Origin of the sequence: Klebsiella planticola (assembly GCF_000783935.2) — a bacterium.
GTDB classification, from domain to species: Bacteria; Pseudomonadota; Gammaproteobacteria; order Enterobacterales; family Enterobacteriaceae; genus Klebsiella; species Klebsiella planticola.
The window spans coordinates 4783932-4801014 of sequence record NZ_CP026047.1; the positions used below are offsets into that span (position 1 = coordinate 4783932).

Below are 17083 nucleotides of genomic sequence, written 5' to 3' on the forward strand. Positions count from 1 at the left end.
GCAATTACTTCCAGCAGACCAGACAGTAATTTTTCTTACCGCGACGCAGTAAGGTGTAGCGACCAAACAGACGATCGCCGTCATTAAATACATATTCCGGGTCGGACTGTTTTTCACCGTTGATGGTGACGGCGTTAGAGGCGATAGTCTTACGCGCCTGGCCACGCGATGGCTGAAGCTCGGAATCCACCAGCGCCTGCATCAGGTCGGCCTCTTTTTCCAGCTCAATCATCGGCACGCCATCCTGCGCCAGCTGTTCGAAGTCGGCTTCGCTCAGGTCGCTCAGATTACCGTTAAACAGGCTTTCGGTAATGCGTTTTGCTGCTACCAGCCCTTCTTCGCCATGTACCAGACGGGTGACCTGCTCGGCCAGCACGTACTGCGCGCGCGGGGCCTTACCGCTGTTTTTATCTTCTTCTTCCAGCGCATTGATCTCGGCAATGTCCATAAAGGTGAAGAACTTCAGGAAGCGATAAACGTCAGCATCCGCGGTGTTGATCCAGAACTGGTAGAATTTGTACGGGCTGGTCTTCTTCGGATCCAGCCATACCGCGCCGCCTTCGGTCTTACCGAACTTGGTGCCATCGGCTTTGGTGATCAGCGGAACGGTCAGACCAAACACCTGGTTCTGGTGCAGACGACGGGTCAGGTCGATGCCGGAGGTGATATTGCCCCACTGATCGGAACCGCCAATCTGCAGCGCCACGCCATGCAGCTTGTTCAGACACGCGAAGTCGTAACCCTGCAGCAGGTTATAGGAGAACTCGGTAAACGAGATGCCCTGATCGTCGCGGTTCAGACGCTGCTTAACCGCTTCTTTGTTGATCATCTGGTTTACGGAGAAGTGCTTGCCGATATCACGCAGGAAGGTCAGCACGTTCATGCTGCCAAACCAGTCGTAGTTATTCGCGGCAATGGCCGAGTTGTCACCGCAATCAAAGTCGAGGAACGGCGCGACCTGTTTGCGAATTTTATCCACCCACTCCTGCACGGTATCTTCGGTGTTCAGTTTACGCTCGGCGGCTTTAAAGCTCGGGTCACCAATCAGACCGGTTGCTCCCCCCACCAGCGCCACAGGCTTATGGCCTGCCTGCTGAAAGCGTTTCAGGCATAACAATGGAACAAGATGCCCCAAATGCAAGCTGTCAGCGGTTGGATCGAAGCCGCAATAGAGCGCGATCGGGCCTTGCGCCAGTCGCTCTGCTAACGCTTCCTCGTCCGTCACCTGGGCTACCAGCCCCCGCTCTTGCAATTGTTTAATCAAGTTACTGCTTGCCATCAAATTCTCCATGTATAAACGACTGCACCTTTGCCGGTACACGACTTTTCGCCAGACGCGAAAAAAAACATCTATGCAAAATCATTCAAGTTGCCTCAAGGCGGCAAGTACGGAGACTTACGCAAGCAAACGGCCGGAATAAGCCGGCACAGCCAACAAAGACGCAGCTTGAAAAATGAAGTCTATAGAATAAAGCGCCAGCCCATCCAGCACCAGCGCTTAACACAACAAATTTCAGGGATTACGGGGCCAGACGATCGATTTTCCACGCGCTGTTGTCGCGCTGGTATAAAAAACGATCGTGCAGACGGTGTTCACCGCCCTGCCAGAATTCCATCTGCTCAATATTCACGCGGAATCCCCCCCAGAAGCTCGGCAGCGGCACTTCGCCTTGCTGGAATTTCTGTTTCAGCTCCAGGAATTTACTTTCCAGGATACCGCGGGCTGAGATGCGGGTTGACTGCCGGGAGACCCAGGCGCCAATCTGGCTGTCGCGCGGGCGGCTGTGGAAATACTTCACCACTTCCAGCGTTGACAGGCGCTCCGCCTTGCCAGTCACCATCACCTGACGCTCCAGCATGTGCCACGGAAAAAGCAGGCTCACGCGAGGATTGTTTTCGATCTGGTGGGCTTTGCGACTTCCGAGGTTGGTATAAAACACCAGCCCTTTTTCGTCATAGTGCTTGAGCAGAACAATTCGCTGGTAAGGTTGGCCGTTTTCGTCAACGGTGGCGACGACCATTGCCGTCGGGTCGGCCAGCCGGGCGTCGCAGGCTTGTCTGAGCCAACGCTCAAATAAAGTCAGCGGTTCGGCGGGAAGATCGCGGCGGCGCAGGCCGCCACGGGTATACTCTCGGCGCAGATGCGCGATTTGCTGCAATTCGTCGTTATCAGACATGGCAAGTGAGAAAATAGTCATCGGGTGGCGTCATTGTGCGCCCCCGGGCCGGAAATCTCAACGTTTGGCCGTCTGCAGCTGACAGTTTTCCAGCACAACGCGATCGCGCTTGTAAACGGTGGCGCTGTCGCCTTTCGACCAGAAGACATACACGCCGTCGGTGTAGCGCGCGCCTGATGCCGAAAGCCCCTGTGCCAGATTCAACTGCTGGTTGTCATAGATAAAGCTGGCAATCTGCCGGGTATTGTTGATGTGCACGGTCAGCGGTTTCTGATCGCACTGATACTCCAGGGTATCCGTCTGCATCCGCTCCACAAACTGGTTATAGTAGCTACAGCCTGCGAGCATAAAGGGTACTACAGCGATAAGGATTTTTTTCATTCGTTTGCCTTCGACTATCCCGGTCCAGGAGGGCAAATCGCCCCCCGTTAACTTCATCCAGTTTACCGGTAAATAAAAAACAGGTGTTTCAGTTAACTCTGATTCTGCGGCCGGTTTGCGGGGAAAATGGCCCCGAGCACAGTGGCTTCACAAGCGCCGGTGACCGACGGGAGATTACCGGGGAGTCCGGACATCGTCCGCCATGCCAGCCAGGCAAATGCCAGCGCTTCCATATCATCGCCGCTGATACCAGCCGCATCGGTCGTAGACACCTCCGTACCCGGCAACAGCGCTGCCAGCCGCGCCATCAGCAGCGGATTACGCGCGCCGCCGCCGCACACCAGCAGACGTTCACAGCCGCCGCTCAGCAGCACCTGTTCCGCGATGGTCACCGCCGTCAGTTCTGCCAGAGTCGCCTGCACATCCTGCGGACGCAGCCCCTGGAAACGAGCCAGATGGCGCTCCAGCCAGCCGTAGTTGAAATATTCACGTCCGGTGCTTTTCGGCGCCGGTAGCGCAAACCACGGATCGCTGAGCATGTTTTGTAGCAGCGGTAGCAGCACCTTGCCTTCGCTGGCCCACTGCGCGTCTTTATCGTAGGGTTTTCCACACTGACGCCAGATCCACGCATCCATCAGCATATTACCCGGTCCGGTGTCATAGCCGCGGACCGGCACGCCCGGCGCCAACAGCGACAGGTTGGCGATCCCGCCGATATTGAGCACCATCCGCCGCTCGACGGGATGCGCCAACAGCGCATGGTGGAAAGCCGGAACCAGCGGTGCTCCCTGACCGCCAAGCGCCATATCACGACGCCGAAAATCCCCCACCACCGTCACGCCGGTATGGGCGGCTATCTGGTTGTTATCACCGATTTGCAGCGTATTCGGCGCTTCGCCCGTTGGTTCGTGCCATACCGTTTGCCCATGACAACCGATAGCGACAATATCCGTCGGCTGCACATTCTCCTGACGCATAAGAGCCAGCACGGCATCGGCAAATAAGCGCCCCAGACGCGTATCCAGCTGACCGAGCTGGGATAACGTCAGCGTTTGCCCCTGGCAGATGGCCAGAATATCCTCTTTTATTGCCACCGGAATGGGGTACGACAGACTGGCCTGCTGCGCTACTACGCTTTCGTTGATTGCCGCCAGAACCACATCAATACCATCGAGGCTGGTTCCGGACATTACGCCGATAAAGTGACCTGATTTCATACGCCTTCCTTCATTCCATGACTCTCGTATGCCTCACACTCCATCATAAAGAAGAGGGCAATGCTACGGTGCACTAACGTTTATTAACACTAAAGCGCGAAAGATTGCGCATTACGTAAAGAACTTATGTTTATGTTAAGTTGAAGAGGAGCGGATTATTATTTTTTGTCTGGTCCATGCTGGAAGTATGCCAGCCGACGATGAAATGCCATATAATTGAACGCATGGACGTTCAACAGAACACTATTCGGTGAAGGAGATTCATAAATGATTTTACGTGTTTTGGCTGTCTCGATGATTGGTTTATCGCTTGCAGGTTGCGTGAGCAGCAGCGGCCTCTCCGGAGACGTTTACTCCGCATCGGAAGCCAAACAGGTGCAAAGCGTCACCTACGGGACCATTGTTCATACCCGCGCAGTACAGATCCAGAGCGGTGATGACAGCAATGCTATCGGTGCTATCGGTGGTGCGGTGCTTGGTGGTTTCCTCGGTAATACCATCGGCGGCGGTACCGGCCGCTCTCTGGCCACCGCAGCAGGCGCGGTCGCCGGCGGCGTAGCCGGACAGGGTGTACAGGGCGCAATGAACAAAACTCAGGGCGTTGAGCTGGAAATCCGTAAAGATGACGGCAATACCATCCTGGTGGTGCAGAAACAGGGTAGCACGCCGTTCTCTGTCGGCCAGCGCGTGGCGATTGCCGGCAGCGGCAGCCAGGTTACCGTCTCCCCACGTTAAGTTTGAACCTCTCAGTGCGGTCTTTATGGCCGCCCTGCTTCTCCCTCTGGTTAATATCAAAACCGTGTCCGGTAGTGTCTGAAAAAAGAACTCGGCAGCACCGCGGTTATATAAAAACACCGTGCTCGGGCAACCCCATGTTCGCTCACCGTCAGCTCATAACGGCTTTGTCATCTTATTCCGTCACACTTATCGCGCCGTCCCAAAAGATGGATATTGTTTTCAACAGCCATGCGTATTATTTTTCAGCACGGCGTGAAGGAATTTTATTCACTTCGTGTGCAGCGCTGTTTTCATGAAAGAGACAGGTTTATTGCGGGCCACATTAATGAGTCGTATATCGATTTTGACTCCACGCCCCGCGGATTCACTTTTTTATTCATACTCCGCGTCACGCTTTCTTGCTTTAGACTGACGGGTATGCCAGAAAACCCCTGGGCCTGACAGCCACCCTCTGCGCTTTCGCAGCGTCTGAGGCTGGGGCGGCAGGCCTGTCAGGCTAACGAGACGCTGTTCTTAACGAATACGATGCGACTGTTTATCACCGCTCGCATTTTCTCCACCTGTCGCCATAGCGAAAACTCCCCCGGCAGGCACATACGCTTATTCTGGTATTGTGTATTGCTTTTGCCGGAAGTATTACTCCCTGCTCATTATTTCATTCAAGCCAACGGAAGGTTATATATACCGCATTATTATTTTACCGCGGCCACACAATATAGTTTGCTGCGGTGAATCTTCTGCACAGCGTATTATTTTTTTGCTTTTCCTGTTGATGGCAGACACCAGTCGCAAAAGCCCCCTTCGGTGCAATGCCCGGTACCTTATTTATTTACGGTGTGATGTGTTTAACCTCTGTCGGGAATTCAGGGATAAATTATTGCTGTCAAAACTGGACCCACGATTCGCTGGGCCGGCGCTATAATCGCAGCCCCCTGGATAGCCTCACCGCTCTCCTGCTGGTCAATACGGTTCATGAAGACTGGCGGGGGCAGAACGTCTCCGTCAGGCAAAAACGAGACGATGCCGCCATGTATCAGGCCAGGAACGGCGGAGGGAATCAGATGGCTAACTGACGCCTGGCATAACCGAAGATAAAAAAAGGGCCTTGAACGCTCAGGGCCCTGAATAAATTAATCTTTTGCCTGAAGATCGAGGATATTTTGTTCCAGTTTACGGATTAAATTGAGCAGCGTTGCGACTTCTTCTGCCGACACACCAGACAGAATCTCATCACGCGTCTTGCCGATCACTTCTTCCATTTCGTTGATCAGCGGCTCCGCTTTTTCCGTTAACCTGATTCGTTTCGCGCGCCGGTCGTTTGCACAAGTCTGGCGAGAAATAAGACCTTTCTCTTCCAGCTGATCCAGCGTACGCACCAGTGAGGGTTGCTCGATACCAATAGCTTTCGCCAGTTGAATCTGCGACTGCTCAGGAGGCAGCTGATGAATATTGTGCAGCGTGACCCAATGCGTCTGCGTTAACTCCAGAGGTTTCAGGCGATGGTCGATCAGCGCGCGCCAGACGCGCACTAAACGTGCCAGATCAGAACCCAGTGGCGATTCCAATTTCATCTCCTTATAATTAGCTTGCTAAGTTATTATACTGATTTTAGAATAGTGTGCAGCATTTGAATAATCAAAACAAATGAATTACCTGATACACCAAATTCAAAACAATGATTTACAATGTGTAATAGTAGCATGCTCTGAACATTCTCCCTGCAATGGCAAAGGATTTTTGCTTGTGAAACTGAGTCTTAACACTTCCGGATTGTCGCTCCAGGACCTGGTATTCGGTGCGTCAATTTACTTTCCTCCCCTGTTTAAAGCCGTATTGCTGGGATTTTTTATCTGGCTGGTTATTCACCGCCAGCTGCGCGACTGGATGTATGCCGGCGATATCTGGCATCCCTTGCTGATGGATCTGTCCCTGTTTGCACTCTCTGTGTGTCTGGCTCTGGTTTTACTGACTGCCTGGTAATGTTCACGACATGAAAAAACTCAAATACCTCTCGACCTTATTGGTCGCCGCACTCGCGATCATTGCCGCCTGGCTGGTCTGGAACTATTACACGCAATCCCCCTGGACCCGGGATGGCAAAGTACGCGCCGAACAGGTCAGCATCACGCCGCAGGTCTCCGGCAGCATCCTCCAGCTAAACGTTCGCGATAACCAGTTAGTCAAAGCCGGCGACGTTCTGTTCAGGATCGATGACACCCCTTATCGTATTGCCGCTCTCAACGCCGAAGCGCAGCTCGCGAAAGCGCAAGCGGAAATGGCCAAAGCCAAAGCGGAGCAAACGAAAGCGGCCAGTGACGCCCGTCGTCGTCGTCATCTTTCGCAAGAGGCAATCTCCGCCGAAGATCTGGAAAGCGCCAATACCGCGTTGAACACTGCGACGACCAACCTTGAGGCCGCAAAAGCGGTAGTCGGCGTGGCGCAGGCCAGTCTGGAGCACGCGCAATGGCAGCTTGGTCAGACGGCCGTGAAATCGCCGGTAGATGGCTGGGTGACAAACTTAACGACCCGCGTGGGCGACTACGCCTCGGCAGGCCATCCGGTTTTCGCCCTTGTCGATAGCAATTCATTTTATGTCATTGGTTACTTTGAAGAGACCAAGCTGCGCCATATTCGCGCTGGCGATAGTGCGCAGATAGTTTTGTACAGCAGCAAGCAAACGTTACAGGGTCACGTATCCAGTATCGGCCGTGCCATCGTCGACCAAAGTATCGAAGGCGGGAACAGTCTGGTTGCCAATATTAAACCGAATATCCCGTGGGTTCGTCTGGCCCAGCGCGTACCGGTGCGCATCGAACTCAACGGTTTGCCTGCGGATACGACGCTGGTTTCCGGGACCACCTGCACCGTCTCAATTGGCGAACCCTGATGAAGCTGCAGGTCCTGTCATGGCGTGCTCTTCCCTGGGTTAAAGCCAGCCGTCCGCAGTGGCGCTATGCCCTGCGTAACGGCATCGCGATGTGTCTCGCGCTGAGTATTGCTTACTGGCTGGATCTTGATGAGCCTTACTGGGCGATGACCTCTGCCGCCGTCGTCAGTTTCCCGACGGTCGGTGGCGTGATCAGTAAGAGCTTCGGACGCATTGCCGGAAGCCTGCTCGGCGCCTGTGCCGCGCTGCTGCTCGCCGGACATACGCTAAACGACCCCTGGCTATTTTTATTCAGCATTTCGGCGTGGATTGCGCTCTGTACCTGGGCCTGCGCAATGTATACCAACAACGTGGCCTACGCTTTCCAGCTCGCCGGCTATACCTGCGCCATTATCGCCTTTCCGGTTATCAACATTACCGACGCCAACGAGCTGTGGACTATCGCGCAGTCGCGAGTTTGCGAGGTTATCGTCGGCATCCTGTGCGGCGGGCTGATGATGATGATCATGCCCAGTACGTCGGATGGCACTGCGCTGCTGACGGCATTGAAAAATATGCATGCTCGCCTGCTTGAGCACGCCAGTCTGCTGTGGGTGCCGGAAACCACCGATGCCATTCGCACCGCCCACGAAAGCGTGATCGGGCAAATCCTGACCATGAACCTGCTGCGTATTCAGGCCTTCTGGAGTCATTACCGTTTTCGTCGTCAGAACCCGCTGCTGAACTATTTACTCCACCAGCAGCTGCGGCTGACCAGCGTCATCTCCAGCCTGCGGCGGATGTTGGTTAACTGGCCGGCCGCGCCGGCGCAGACCCGCGAAGTACTGGAAACGCTGCTTATCGCGCTGGCCAATCCACGGGCCGATTTTTACGCTGTCGCACGGATAATCGCCCCGCTGGCGCCTCCCGCCGATGCCGACTATCGCCATCTCGCGTTCTGGAAGCGCCTGCGCTACTTCTGCCGCCTGTATCTGGACAGCAGTCGCTGGCTCCAGCGCGTGGAAAACGCCTCGGTAATCGCCGAATTTAATGTTCCTTCCGCCCCGGCGTTAGCTCGTCATACCGATCAGGCCGAAGCGTTGTGGAACGGCATCAGAACGTTCTGCGCGCTGGTTGCGGTAGGCGCCTGGGGTATCAGCACCCAATGGCAGTCGTGCGCCGCCGCGCTCACCCTGGCAGCAATTTGCTGCGTGCTTTACTCGGTCTCACCCTCGCCGTTCAAATCATTGACCCTGCTGATGCGTACGCTGATATTGCTGTCGATATTCAGCTTCGGGGTGAAATTCGGACTGATGGTACAGATAACCGACCTGTGGCAGTTCCTGCTGTTCCTTTTCCCGCTACTGACCACCATGCAACTGCTTAAGCTGCAAATGCCCAAGCTGGCAGGTCTGTGGGGACAATTGATTGTGTTCATGGGGTCGTTTATTTCGGTGACCAACCCGCCGGTCTACGATTTTGCCTCGTTCCTCAACGACAATCTTGGAAAAATCATTGGCGTCGGCTTTGCCTGGCTTGCTTTTGCCGTGATCAGCCCCGGTTCCGATGCGCGTAAGAGCCGCCGGCACATAAAAGCGTTACGCCGTCACTTTGTCGATCAGCTGAGCCGCCGCCCTCAGCATAGCGAACACGAGTTTGAATCGCTGGTCTACCATCATATCAGTCAGTTAAGTAACAGCCAGGATGCCCTGGCGCGCCGCTGGCTGCTGCGCTGGGGCGTGGTGCTGCTTAACTGTTCGCACGTGGTCTGGCAGCTTCGCGAGTGGGAAACCCGTTCTGACCCGCTCTCGCAGGTGCGGGATTTATGCATCAGTCTGCTCCGGGATGTCATGAGCGAACGCGGGGTCCAGCAACGCCCCCTGGCCTCAACCTTGCAGGAGCTACAGCGAATTTGCGACACGCTGAACCATCATCATCAGCCGGCAGCAAAAGAGCTGGCGGCCGTGATCTGGCGGCTGTATTGCGCCCTGTCTCAGCTTGAGCAGGCACCTGCGGTCGGGACGATAACGGAGAGAGCGAGCGCCTCGTAAAACGGAATGCGTTCTGATTTTCAGCGAAGCGCTGTGGCGTGATGGCGAGGAGACAGCGGCAAACAACGCCTCCGGCAGGGCCATCCCGGTTCGTCGCCGACCGGGACAGCCATTGCGAAGGCGGCGCCAGTCAGTTATGGCACGTCATAACCCAGCGCAGCTTTGCGGATGCGGAACCACTGCTGACGAGACATATTCAGTTTTTCGGCCACCACGGCAGAGCGAACACGCTCGATTTTACCGGAGCCGATAATCGGTAACGGCTGCGACGGCAGACGCAGGATCCACGCATAAACCACCTGCTCGATGCTCTCAGCATTCAGCTCCTGAGCCACTTGCGCCAGCTCATCACGCAGCGGCTGGAAGCTTTCATCATTAAACAACCGCCCGCCGCCGAGGCAGGACCAGGCCATCGGCCGGATACGCAGCTGCTGCAGCTGATCCAGCGTACCATCCAGCAGCAGCGGCTGGTGTACCGGAGAGATTTCAACCTGGTTGGTGGCCAGAGTAAACGGCAGACGCGATTGCAGCAGCGTAAACTGCGCCGGCGTAAAGTTGGAGACGCCAAAGTGGCGAACTTTACCGCTGTGATGCAGTGCGAGGAAGGCTTCCGCCACCTCATCCGCATCCATTAACGGATCCGGGCGGTGAATCAGCAGCAAATCAAGATGGTCGGTCGCCAGATTGCGCAAGGACTGCTCGGCACTTAAGACGATATGATCGCGGTCGGTGATGTAGTGGCCGATGGTATTTTCGGCGCGGGCTTTAGTGGCAATCCCACACTTGCTGACGATTTCCATGCGACCGCGCAGATGCGGAGCCTGCTTCAGCGCTTCGCCAAAAGCCGCTTCGCACTGATAATCGCCGTAAATATCCGCGTGATCGACGGTAGTCACGCCCAGATCCAGGTGCTGCTCAATAAAGCTGACCCGCTCGTTCACGGACATATTCCAGTCCATCAAACGCCAGTAGCCCATAACAAAACGCGAGAATTCCGGCCCCTGCGGGGCCATAGCAATACGCTGAACCATAACAACGTCCTCAACAAAAAAGTGTGTTGAGTATACGCAATTTTGCCATTAAAACAGTGAAGGCTGCTGTGGTTCTTCCTCGGCCTGCGGTTTATTCGCGCGTAATTTGCGCAACAGACGCTGACGGCACAGGCGCAGCACGTCCTGCTTCTGGGCATCACTCATTGTTTGCCAGTGAAAACGCTCTTCACGACTACGAAAGCAACCGCGACAAAATCCACGTTCGTCCGACTGACAAATTCCCCGGCATGGACTCTGTACCGGGAAAAACTCCAGCTGCTCTGCCACTCCACGCCTCCGGCGACTCTTCTGTGTCTTTTATTGAAGACGTTTCAACTCTGCTTCGCAACTTTTGTTGTTCAGCCTCTGCCCCGGGCGACATTTTTTCGCTTGCATTAGACCAATCGGTCTATTACAGTGAGCGCCATGAACAAACATTGTGAATACGATACTCGCGAACATATTCTGGCGACCGGCGAACAGCTGTGCATGCACCGCGGTTTTACCGGAATGGGCCTGAGCGAACTGCTGAAAATAGCGGAAGTGCCGAAAGGTTCTTTCTACCACTATTTTCGCTCTAAGGAAGCTTATGGCGTCGCGCTGCTTGAACATCACTATGCTGGCTATATCCGCCGCCTGGTTGACCATTTTGCTCACGGCGAAGGGAACTATCGCGACCGTCTGCTGGCTTACTACCAGCATACCCTGACGCAGTTTTGCCAGCAGGGTATTATCAGCGGTTGCCTGACGGTGAAACTCTCCGCTGAAGTGTGTGATTTGTCTGAATCCATGCGCGAAGAGATGAACAAAGGCGCCAGCCAGATTATTACGTTGCTGGGCGAAGCGCTGGAAAAGGGTCGCCAGGAAGGGAGCCTGACATTTAACGGCGATGCTTTTACCCTCTCTCAGGTGCTTTACTCCCTGTGGCTGGGGGCCAATTTGCAGGCCAAGATTACCCGCAGTGCAATGCCGCTGGAAAGCGCCCTTGCCCATGCCAGACAGATTATTGCAGCGCCTGACGTTTAACAGGCGTTTTTATTTAACGAATTACAAGACGACCGGTCTACTCAGGAGTCATTATGTCCGAATCAAAACTGTTTTCTCCACTGAAAGTCGGTGCAATAACTGTACCTAACCGCGTATTTATGGCTCCGCTGACGCGTCTGCGCAGTATCGAACCAGGCGATATCCCGACGCCGTTAATGGCCGAGTACTATCGTCAACGTGCCAGCTCCGGACTGATCATCTCCGAAGCCACGCAGATTTCCGCCCAGGCAAAAGGCTACGCCGGCGCTCCGGGCCTGCACAGCCCGGAACAGATCGCGGCATGGCAGAAAATTACCGCCGGCGTTCACGCTGAACATGGCCGTATCGCCGTGCAGCTGTGGCACACCGGTCGTATTTCCCACAACTCCCTGCAGCCCGGCGGCGAAGCGCCGGTTGCGCCTTCTGCTATCAGTGCGGGCACCCGTACCTCCCTGCGCGATGAACATGGCCACGCCATTCGCGTCGACACCTCCATGCCGCGTGCGCTGGAGCTCGATGAGATCCCGGGGATCGTCGATGATTTCCGCCAGGCGGTCGGCAATGCCCGCGATGCCGGTTTTGACCTTGTAGAGCTGCACTCTGCGCATGGCTACCTGCTGCATCAGTTCCTGTCCCCTTCTTCTAACCACCGTACCGATCAATACGGCGGCAGCGTTGAAAACCGTGCGCGCCTGGTGCTGGAAGTTGTGGATGCCGTCAGCAAAGAGTGGAGCGCCGATCGTATCGGGATCCGCGTGTCGCCAATCGGCAGTTTCCAGAATGTCGATAATGGCCCGAACGAAGAAGCCGATGCGCTGTATCTGATTGAAGAGCTGGCAAAACGCGGCATTGCCTATCTGCACATGTCCGAGCCGGACTGGGCCGGCGGCCAGCCGTACAGCGACGCATTCCGCCAAAAAGTGCGCGATCGCTTCCCGGGCGCGATTATCGGCGCCGGTGCCTACACGGTAGAAAAAGCCAACGATCTGATCGGCAAAGGCTTAATTGATGCGGTGGCCTTCGGTCGTGACTATATCGCCAATCCCGATCTGGTCGCTCGTCTGCAGCACAAGGCCGCGCTGAACCCGCAGCGCCCTGAAAGCTTCTACGGCGGCGGCGCGGAAGGCTACACCGATTACCCGACGTTGTAATCCCGCCGGGTATCGCGACGGTTAGCCGCTATCGTATTCTGTGGTAACTGACTGCACATCCTGGACGCGCTCATCTCGTCCGCGGATGCGACAAGAAAGATCGGCGTAAGGGCCGCCTGAAATGGCGGCCTTTTTACGATATAGTGCTCAGGGGTATGAAACGCCTTGTCCGTTTTGTTACGCTATTCAGACAATTGCACATACGGTCTCCGCTAAGGGGCTGTAAACAAGGAGTATAAAAACTATGCGCTTACTTCACACTATGCTGCGCGTTGGCGACCTGCAACGTTCTATCGAGTTTTACACCAACGTGCTGGGCATGAAGCTGCTGCGTACCAGCGAAAATACCGAGTACAAATACTCGCTGGCCTTCGTCGGCTACGGCGAGGAAAGCGATACGGCGGTTATCGAGCTGACTTACAACTGGGGCGTTGACCAATACGACCTCGGCAGCGCTTACGGTCATATCGCGCTGAGCGTGGATAACGCCGCCGAAGCCTGCGAGCGTATTCGCCAGAACGGCGGCAACGTCACCCGCGAAGCGGGTCCGGTGAAAGGCGGCACCACGGTTATCGCTTTCGTTGAAGATCCGGACGGTTACAAAATCGAACTGATTGAAGAGAAGGACGCCGGCAAAGGCCTTGGCAACTAACCTGCTTCGGGCGCTCATCGGCGCCCGCTGTTTTTCCCCTTCCTGCTGCAAGGCGCGGCAAAATTTGCCATAATGCGCGCTACTTTTTTCCAGTTAAGAGAATCAGATGTCCGAGAACGTTCAACTTAATGGTCTGTGCGACCGTTTTCGTGGTTTCTACCCCGTGGTGATTGATGTAGAAACCGCCGGGTTTAATGCTAAAACCGACGCCCTGCTTGAGATCGCCGCCATTACGTTGAAAATGGATGAGCAAGGCTGGTTAATGCCGGACGAGACATTGCATTTTCATGTTGAACCTTTCGAAGGCGCCAATCTGCAGCCTGAAGCGCTGGCCTTTAACGGCATCAATCCGAACGATCCTGAGCGCGGCGCGGTGAGCGAATACGACGCCCTACACGCCATTTTTAAAATGGTCCGCAAGGGAATTAAGGATAACGATTGTAATCGTGCCATCATGGTGGCGCACAACGCGACGTTCGATCTCACCTTTACGATGGCCGCCGCCGAACGCGCCGGACTCAAACGTAATCCGTTTCATCCGTTCGTGACGTTTGATACCGCGGCGCTGAGTGGACTGGCGCTCGGCCAGACGGTGCTGTCCAAAGCCTGCCTGGCCGCCGGAATGGCGTTTGATGGCAGCAAGGCGCACTCTGCGCTGTATGATACCGAGCAGACGGCGCAGCTGTTTTGCGAAATCGTCAACCGCTGGAAACGTCTTGGCGGCTGGCCATTACCGCTTGCCGGACAAGAGTAAGAGACAAAAAAAGCGACTTCGCAGGAAGTCGCTTTTTTACTGGCGGCAGACTTATTCAGCTTTCGGCTCGTCGGTCTTGTACTTTGCCGCCGTTTCTTTGATCAGCTGCTGCAGTTCGCCGCGCTGATACATTTCAATCACGATGTCGCAACCGCCAACCAGCTCGCCATCAACCCACAGCTGCGGGAAGGTCGGCCAGTTCGCATATTTCGGCAGTTCCGCGCGGATATCCGGGTTCTGCAGGATGTCAACGTAGGCAAAACGCTCGCCGCATGCAGACAGCGCCTGCACAGCCTGAGCGGAAAAACCGCAGCTTGGCAGTTTCGGAGACCCTTTCATGTACAGCAGGATCGGGTTTTCAGCGATTTGACGTTGGATTTTTTCTACAGTCGTGCTCATTGTCATGCTTCCTTAACTTCTATACGGCAGTAATTTGTCATTGTAGCGTCCTGAACGCAGGACAGATAATAACATTTTTTTCACTCATTATATTTTATCTTCTGTGGTCAGAAGTTGCCTTAAAAATATCATTTTGGCCGCGTAAAAGCAGTATCGCTGTACATTTCGCGTACAAGGTGGTTAATGTCTGAGATAATTTTTTGCAATTGTTAATCAAACGACACTTTAGATACAAAAGAGTATTAACTTTCCGGGTTTTTATGCTTTAGAATCGTTGGGTTTTGTCATTCACCGTCAGGTATGGGTACATATCTGTCATTAATCAGGGGATTGCTCAGTGGCGCGGCTAAACAAAATCGCGATTTCGCTCTGTGCATTACTGTTTACATCTATCTCATTTACACCACTGGCGCATGCTTCAGGGCATACGCACACCTCCGCCACGCCAAAAGCGCATGCGGCGAAAGGCACTACCGAACGTAAGAAAAAAGCCAGCAGTCAGAAAACGAAGTCCACAACCAAAACCACCAGCAAGAAAGCCTCAACGGCCACCCGCACCCGACACCCCACTCGCACCACCGCATCCAGCCAGACGGCATTGAACCGTCAGGCCGCCGGCACCAAAAAATGCGTTTTGCGTAAAGGGTATAAAAAGCAGTGTGCGAAATCGATCGCGCCAGCCGCTGAACCGGCCCCGGCCATGGCCAGCGTGCAGAGTAAATGCGTCGTGCGTAAAGGTTACAAAAAACGCTGCAAAACAATCGCGGAAGAACCGCCGCTGACCCTGGCGGATGCGCATAAAGCCCGCGTGCAGAGAGCGCAAAGCACCGCTATGTCGAAGTTAATGGATCAGATTGGCAAACCGTATCGCTGGGGCGGAACTTCGCCGCGTACCGGTTTCGACTGCAGTGGGCTGGTCTACTACGCCTATAAGGATCTGGTAAAAATCCGCATTCCGCGCACCGCCAATGAGATGTATCATCTGCGCGATGCCCGTCCGGTCGATCGCGGCGAGCTGCAGAGCGGCGATCTGGTCTTCTTCCGCACCCGTGGGCGCGGCACCGCCGATCACGTCGGCGTTTACGTTGGCAACGGCAAGTTTATCCAGTCGCCGCGTACCGGCCGCGACATCCAGATCACCTCATTAAGCGAAGATTACTGGATTCGCCACTATGTCGGCGCACGCCGGGTGATGACCCCCAAAACCATTCGCTGAGCCTGACCTGCCGCGCCTGCGGCAGGTCAACTCTCCTCACTATAATGTCAGGCTCATCTCATGCCAGGACATGCCGCCATGATCCGAGGCGGAAGGCCGCTCGTAGCGAAAACCAAATCTCTCATACAGGGCCACGTGTCGGTCTTTGCACATCAGGTGAATGGCGCTCTTTTGCGCCTGTGCCATCTGCCGGATAAAGCGCTCCATCAGAGCAGTCGAATACCCTTTTCCCTGGTGTTCAGGATCAACGACGACAGACATAATCACGACATTCGGCGCGCGAGGATCGTGGCCGACCAGCTCCTTGAAGGCTTCATCCGACATCACGACTTCCCACGCGCACCCTGAATTAATGAAGCCAATGACCTCTCCTTGCCGTTCCATGCAAAGAAATCCTTCCGGGTACTGCTGGATTCGGGTGGCTATCTTTTCACGGGTGGCCGCTTCATCCCCTTCATATGCGGTCGTTTCAATTTCAAAACAGCGTTCGACGTCGGCCAGAGTCGCCTGGCGATAGACTATGTTAGACAAAACAGACCTCTGCAAAATGGATATTCACTAATCACTTTATATTTCAACGGCAACAGCGATCAACCTGCCCTGTTGAAATGCGATGCCTTGCGCTCCGGCGAAGGCTTAGCCGGGTAAGTTTGTTAAATATACCCTTTATCATTGCAAGGCTTTTAACTCCCTTCTGCAAGTGTTAGCATTCCGATCACAATAAAAACCTGTTGCACTCGCCCCGGCGAGGGACAGTACATGCTGTTCTGGATGGTAAAACATCCTTTGAATGTGAGCTAGAAAACAAGAAGTTATAAGGAGAGTAACAATGTCGTTTGAATTACCTGCATTACCGTATGCAAAAGACGCCCTGGCGCCGCACATTTCCGCAGAAACCCTGGAATACCACTACGGCAAACATCACCAGGCCTATGTCACCAACCTCAACAACCTGATCAAAGGCACCGCGTTTGAAGGTCAATCTTTAGAAGCGATCGTCCGCGCTTCTGAAGGCGGCATCTTTAACAATGCGGCCCAGGTCTGGAACCATACTTTCTACTGGAACTGCCTCGCGCCGAATGCGGGCGGCGAGCCGGAAGGTGAGCTGGCAGCCGCCATCAATCAATCCTTCGGCAGCTTCGCAGAGTTCAAAGCGAAGTTTACCGACGCGGCAGCGAAGAACTTTGGTGCAGGCTGGACATGGCTGGTTAAAAATAGCGATGGCAGCCTGAGCATTGTCTCCACCAGCAACGCTGGCACGCCGCTGACCGGCGACGCCAAACCGCTGCTGACCGTGGATGTCTGGGAACATGCCTATTACATCGACTACCGCAACGCCCGTCCTGACTATCTGGCGCACTTCTGGGCGCTGGTAAACTGGAAGTTTGTGGCAGCCAATCTGGCGGCCTAAAACGCTAACGCAG

At 54.8% G+C, this 17083-nt stretch carries 19 protein-coding genes; 10 read left to right on the plus strand and 9 right to left on the minus strand.

Translation table 11 applies throughout. The annotated features are described in order from the left end of the window. Positions 1–4: 4 nt before the first annotated feature. From tyrS to anmK, 4 genes are all read right to left on the minus strand, one after another. On the minus strand, positions 5–1279 hold the full coding sequence (tyrS, locus tag MC50_RS23070; RefSeq protein ID WP_032687404.1) for a tyrosine--tRNA ligase: 1275 nt from the start codon (positions 1277–1279) through the stop codon (positions 5–7). A gap of 241 nt (positions 1280–1520) precedes the next feature. Then, positions 1521–2177, minus strand: coding sequence for a pyridoxamine 5'-phosphate oxidase (gene pdxH, locus MC50_RS23075; RefSeq protein ID WP_047665639.1), 657 nt, complete (start codon positions 2175–2177; stop codon positions 1521–1523). Between the two features lie 57 nt (positions 2178–2234). Continuing rightward, positions 2235–2558, minus strand: a complete 324-nt coding sequence (gene mliC, locus MC50_RS23080) for a C-type lysozyme inhibitor (protein WP_032687402.1) — start codon at positions 2556–2558, stop codon at positions 2235–2237. A gap of 92 nt (positions 2559–2650) precedes the next feature. Next, a complete protein-coding gene (gene anmK / locus MC50_RS23085) occupies positions 2651–3775 on the minus strand; it encodes an anhydro-N-acetylmuramic acid kinase (RefSeq protein WP_032687401.1) in 1125 nt (374 codons plus the stop codon). Positions 3776–4042: 267 nt separating this feature from the next. On the opposite strand from anmK, the gene slyB reads away from it, so the two are divergent. Further along, entirely contained in the window at positions 4043–4510 is a 468-nt protein-coding gene (gene slyB / locus MC50_RS23090) for an outer membrane lipoprotein SlyB (protein WP_032687400.1), read from the plus strand. A 1133-nt stretch (positions 4511–5643) separates the two neighbouring features. On the opposite strand, the gene slyA is transcribed toward slyB, so the two are convergent. After that, positions 5644–6084, minus strand: a complete 441-nt coding sequence (slyA, locus tag MC50_RS23095) for a transcriptional regulator SlyA (protein ID WP_032687399.1) — start codon at positions 6082–6084, stop codon at positions 5644–5646. A gap of 172 nt (positions 6085–6256) precedes the next feature. Between slyA and MC50_RS23100 the strand changes: the two genes are divergently transcribed. The 3 genes from MC50_RS23100 to MC50_RS23110 are packed head-to-tail and all read left to right on the plus strand — an operon-like array spanning position 6257 to position 9430. Further along, positions 6257–6493, plus strand: a complete 237-nt coding sequence (locus MC50_RS23100) for a DUF1656 domain-containing protein (protein ID WP_032687398.1) — start codon at positions 6257–6259, stop codon at positions 6491–6493. A 10-nt stretch (positions 6494–6503) separates the two neighbouring features. After that, complete coding sequence (locus MC50_RS23105) at positions 6504–7400, plus strand: efflux RND transporter periplasmic adaptor subunit (RefSeq protein WP_032687397.1); 897 nt, start codon at positions 6504–6506, stop codon at positions 7398–7400. Next, positions 7400–9430: an FUSC family protein gene (locus tag MC50_RS23110; RefSeq protein ID WP_047665013.1), complete on the plus strand. Its 2031-nt coding sequence runs from the start codon at positions 7400–7402 to the stop codon at positions 9428–9430. The genes MC50_RS23105 and MC50_RS23110 overlap by 1 nt, the downstream gene beginning before the upstream one ends. A gap of 134 nt (positions 9431–9564) precedes the next feature. Here the strand turns inward: MC50_RS23110 and MC50_RS23115 are convergent, their stop codons facing one another. Then, a complete protein-coding gene (locus tag MC50_RS23115; protein ID WP_032696035.1) occupies positions 9565–10461 on the minus strand; it encodes an aldo/keto reductase in 897 nt (298 codons plus the stop codon). Between the two features lie 48 nt (positions 10462–10509). Beyond that, positions 10510–10749, minus strand: coding sequence for a DUF1289 domain-containing protein (locus tag MC50_RS23120; RefSeq protein ID WP_032687394.1), 240 nt, complete (start codon positions 10747–10749; stop codon positions 10510–10512). Between the two features lie 138 nt (positions 10750–10887). Between MC50_RS23120 and MC50_RS23125 the strand changes: the two genes are divergently transcribed. The 4 genes from MC50_RS23125 to rnt all read left to right on the plus strand — a co-directional run bounded on the left by MC50_RS23125 (position 10888) and on the right by rnt (position 14044). Beyond that, a complete protein-coding gene (locus MC50_RS23125; RefSeq protein ID WP_032687393.1) occupies positions 10888–11487 on the plus strand; it encodes a TetR/AcrR family transcriptional regulator in 600 nt (199 codons plus the stop codon). 53 nt (positions 11488–11540) lie between these two features. Further along, entirely contained in the window at positions 11541–12638 is a 1098-nt protein-coding gene (gene nemA / locus MC50_RS23130; protein ID WP_004862710.1) for an alkene reductase, read from the plus strand. Between the two features lie 244 nt (positions 12639–12882). After that, entirely contained in the window at positions 12883–13290 is a 408-nt protein-coding gene (gene gloA / locus MC50_RS23135) for a lactoylglutathione lyase (protein WP_032687392.1), read from the plus strand. A gap of 106 nt (positions 13291–13396) precedes the next feature. Further along, on the plus strand, positions 13397–14044 hold the full coding sequence (gene rnt / locus MC50_RS23140) for a ribonuclease T (protein ID WP_032687390.1): 648 nt from the start codon (positions 13397–13399) through the stop codon (positions 14042–14044). Positions 14045–14095: 51 nt separating this feature from the next. Here rnt and grxD read toward each other — a convergent pair whose 3' ends face one another. After that, positions 14096–14443 carry a monothiol glutaredoxin 4 gene (gene grxD / locus MC50_RS23145; RefSeq protein WP_004862717.1) on the minus strand — a complete coding sequence of 116 codons (348 nt, stop codon included), beginning with the start codon at positions 14441–14443 and terminating at the stop codon, positions 14096–14098. 337 nt (positions 14444–14780) lie between these two features. Here grxD and MC50_RS23150 point away from each other — a divergent pair, with 337 nt between their 5' ends. After that, positions 14781–15659 (plus strand): C40 family peptidase, encoded by an 879-nt coding sequence (locus tag MC50_RS23150; protein WP_047665014.1) that lies wholly within the window; start codon positions 14781–14783, stop codon positions 15657–15659. A gap of 39 nt (positions 15660–15698) precedes the next feature. Here MC50_RS23150 and MC50_RS23155 read toward each other — a convergent pair whose 3' ends face one another. Beyond that, positions 15699–16190, minus strand: coding sequence for a GNAT family N-acetyltransferase (locus tag MC50_RS23155; protein ID WP_032687387.1), 492 nt, complete (start codon positions 16188–16190; stop codon positions 15699–15701). Positions 16191–16488: 298 nt separating this feature from the next. Between MC50_RS23155 and sodB the strand changes: the two genes are divergently transcribed. Further along, positions 16489–17070 carry a superoxide dismutase [Fe] gene (gene sodB, locus MC50_RS23160; protein ID WP_032687386.1) on the plus strand — a complete coding sequence of 194 codons (582 nt, stop codon included), beginning with the start codon at positions 16489–16491 and terminating at the stop codon, positions 17068–17070. Positions 17071–17083: the final 13 nt, after the last annotated feature.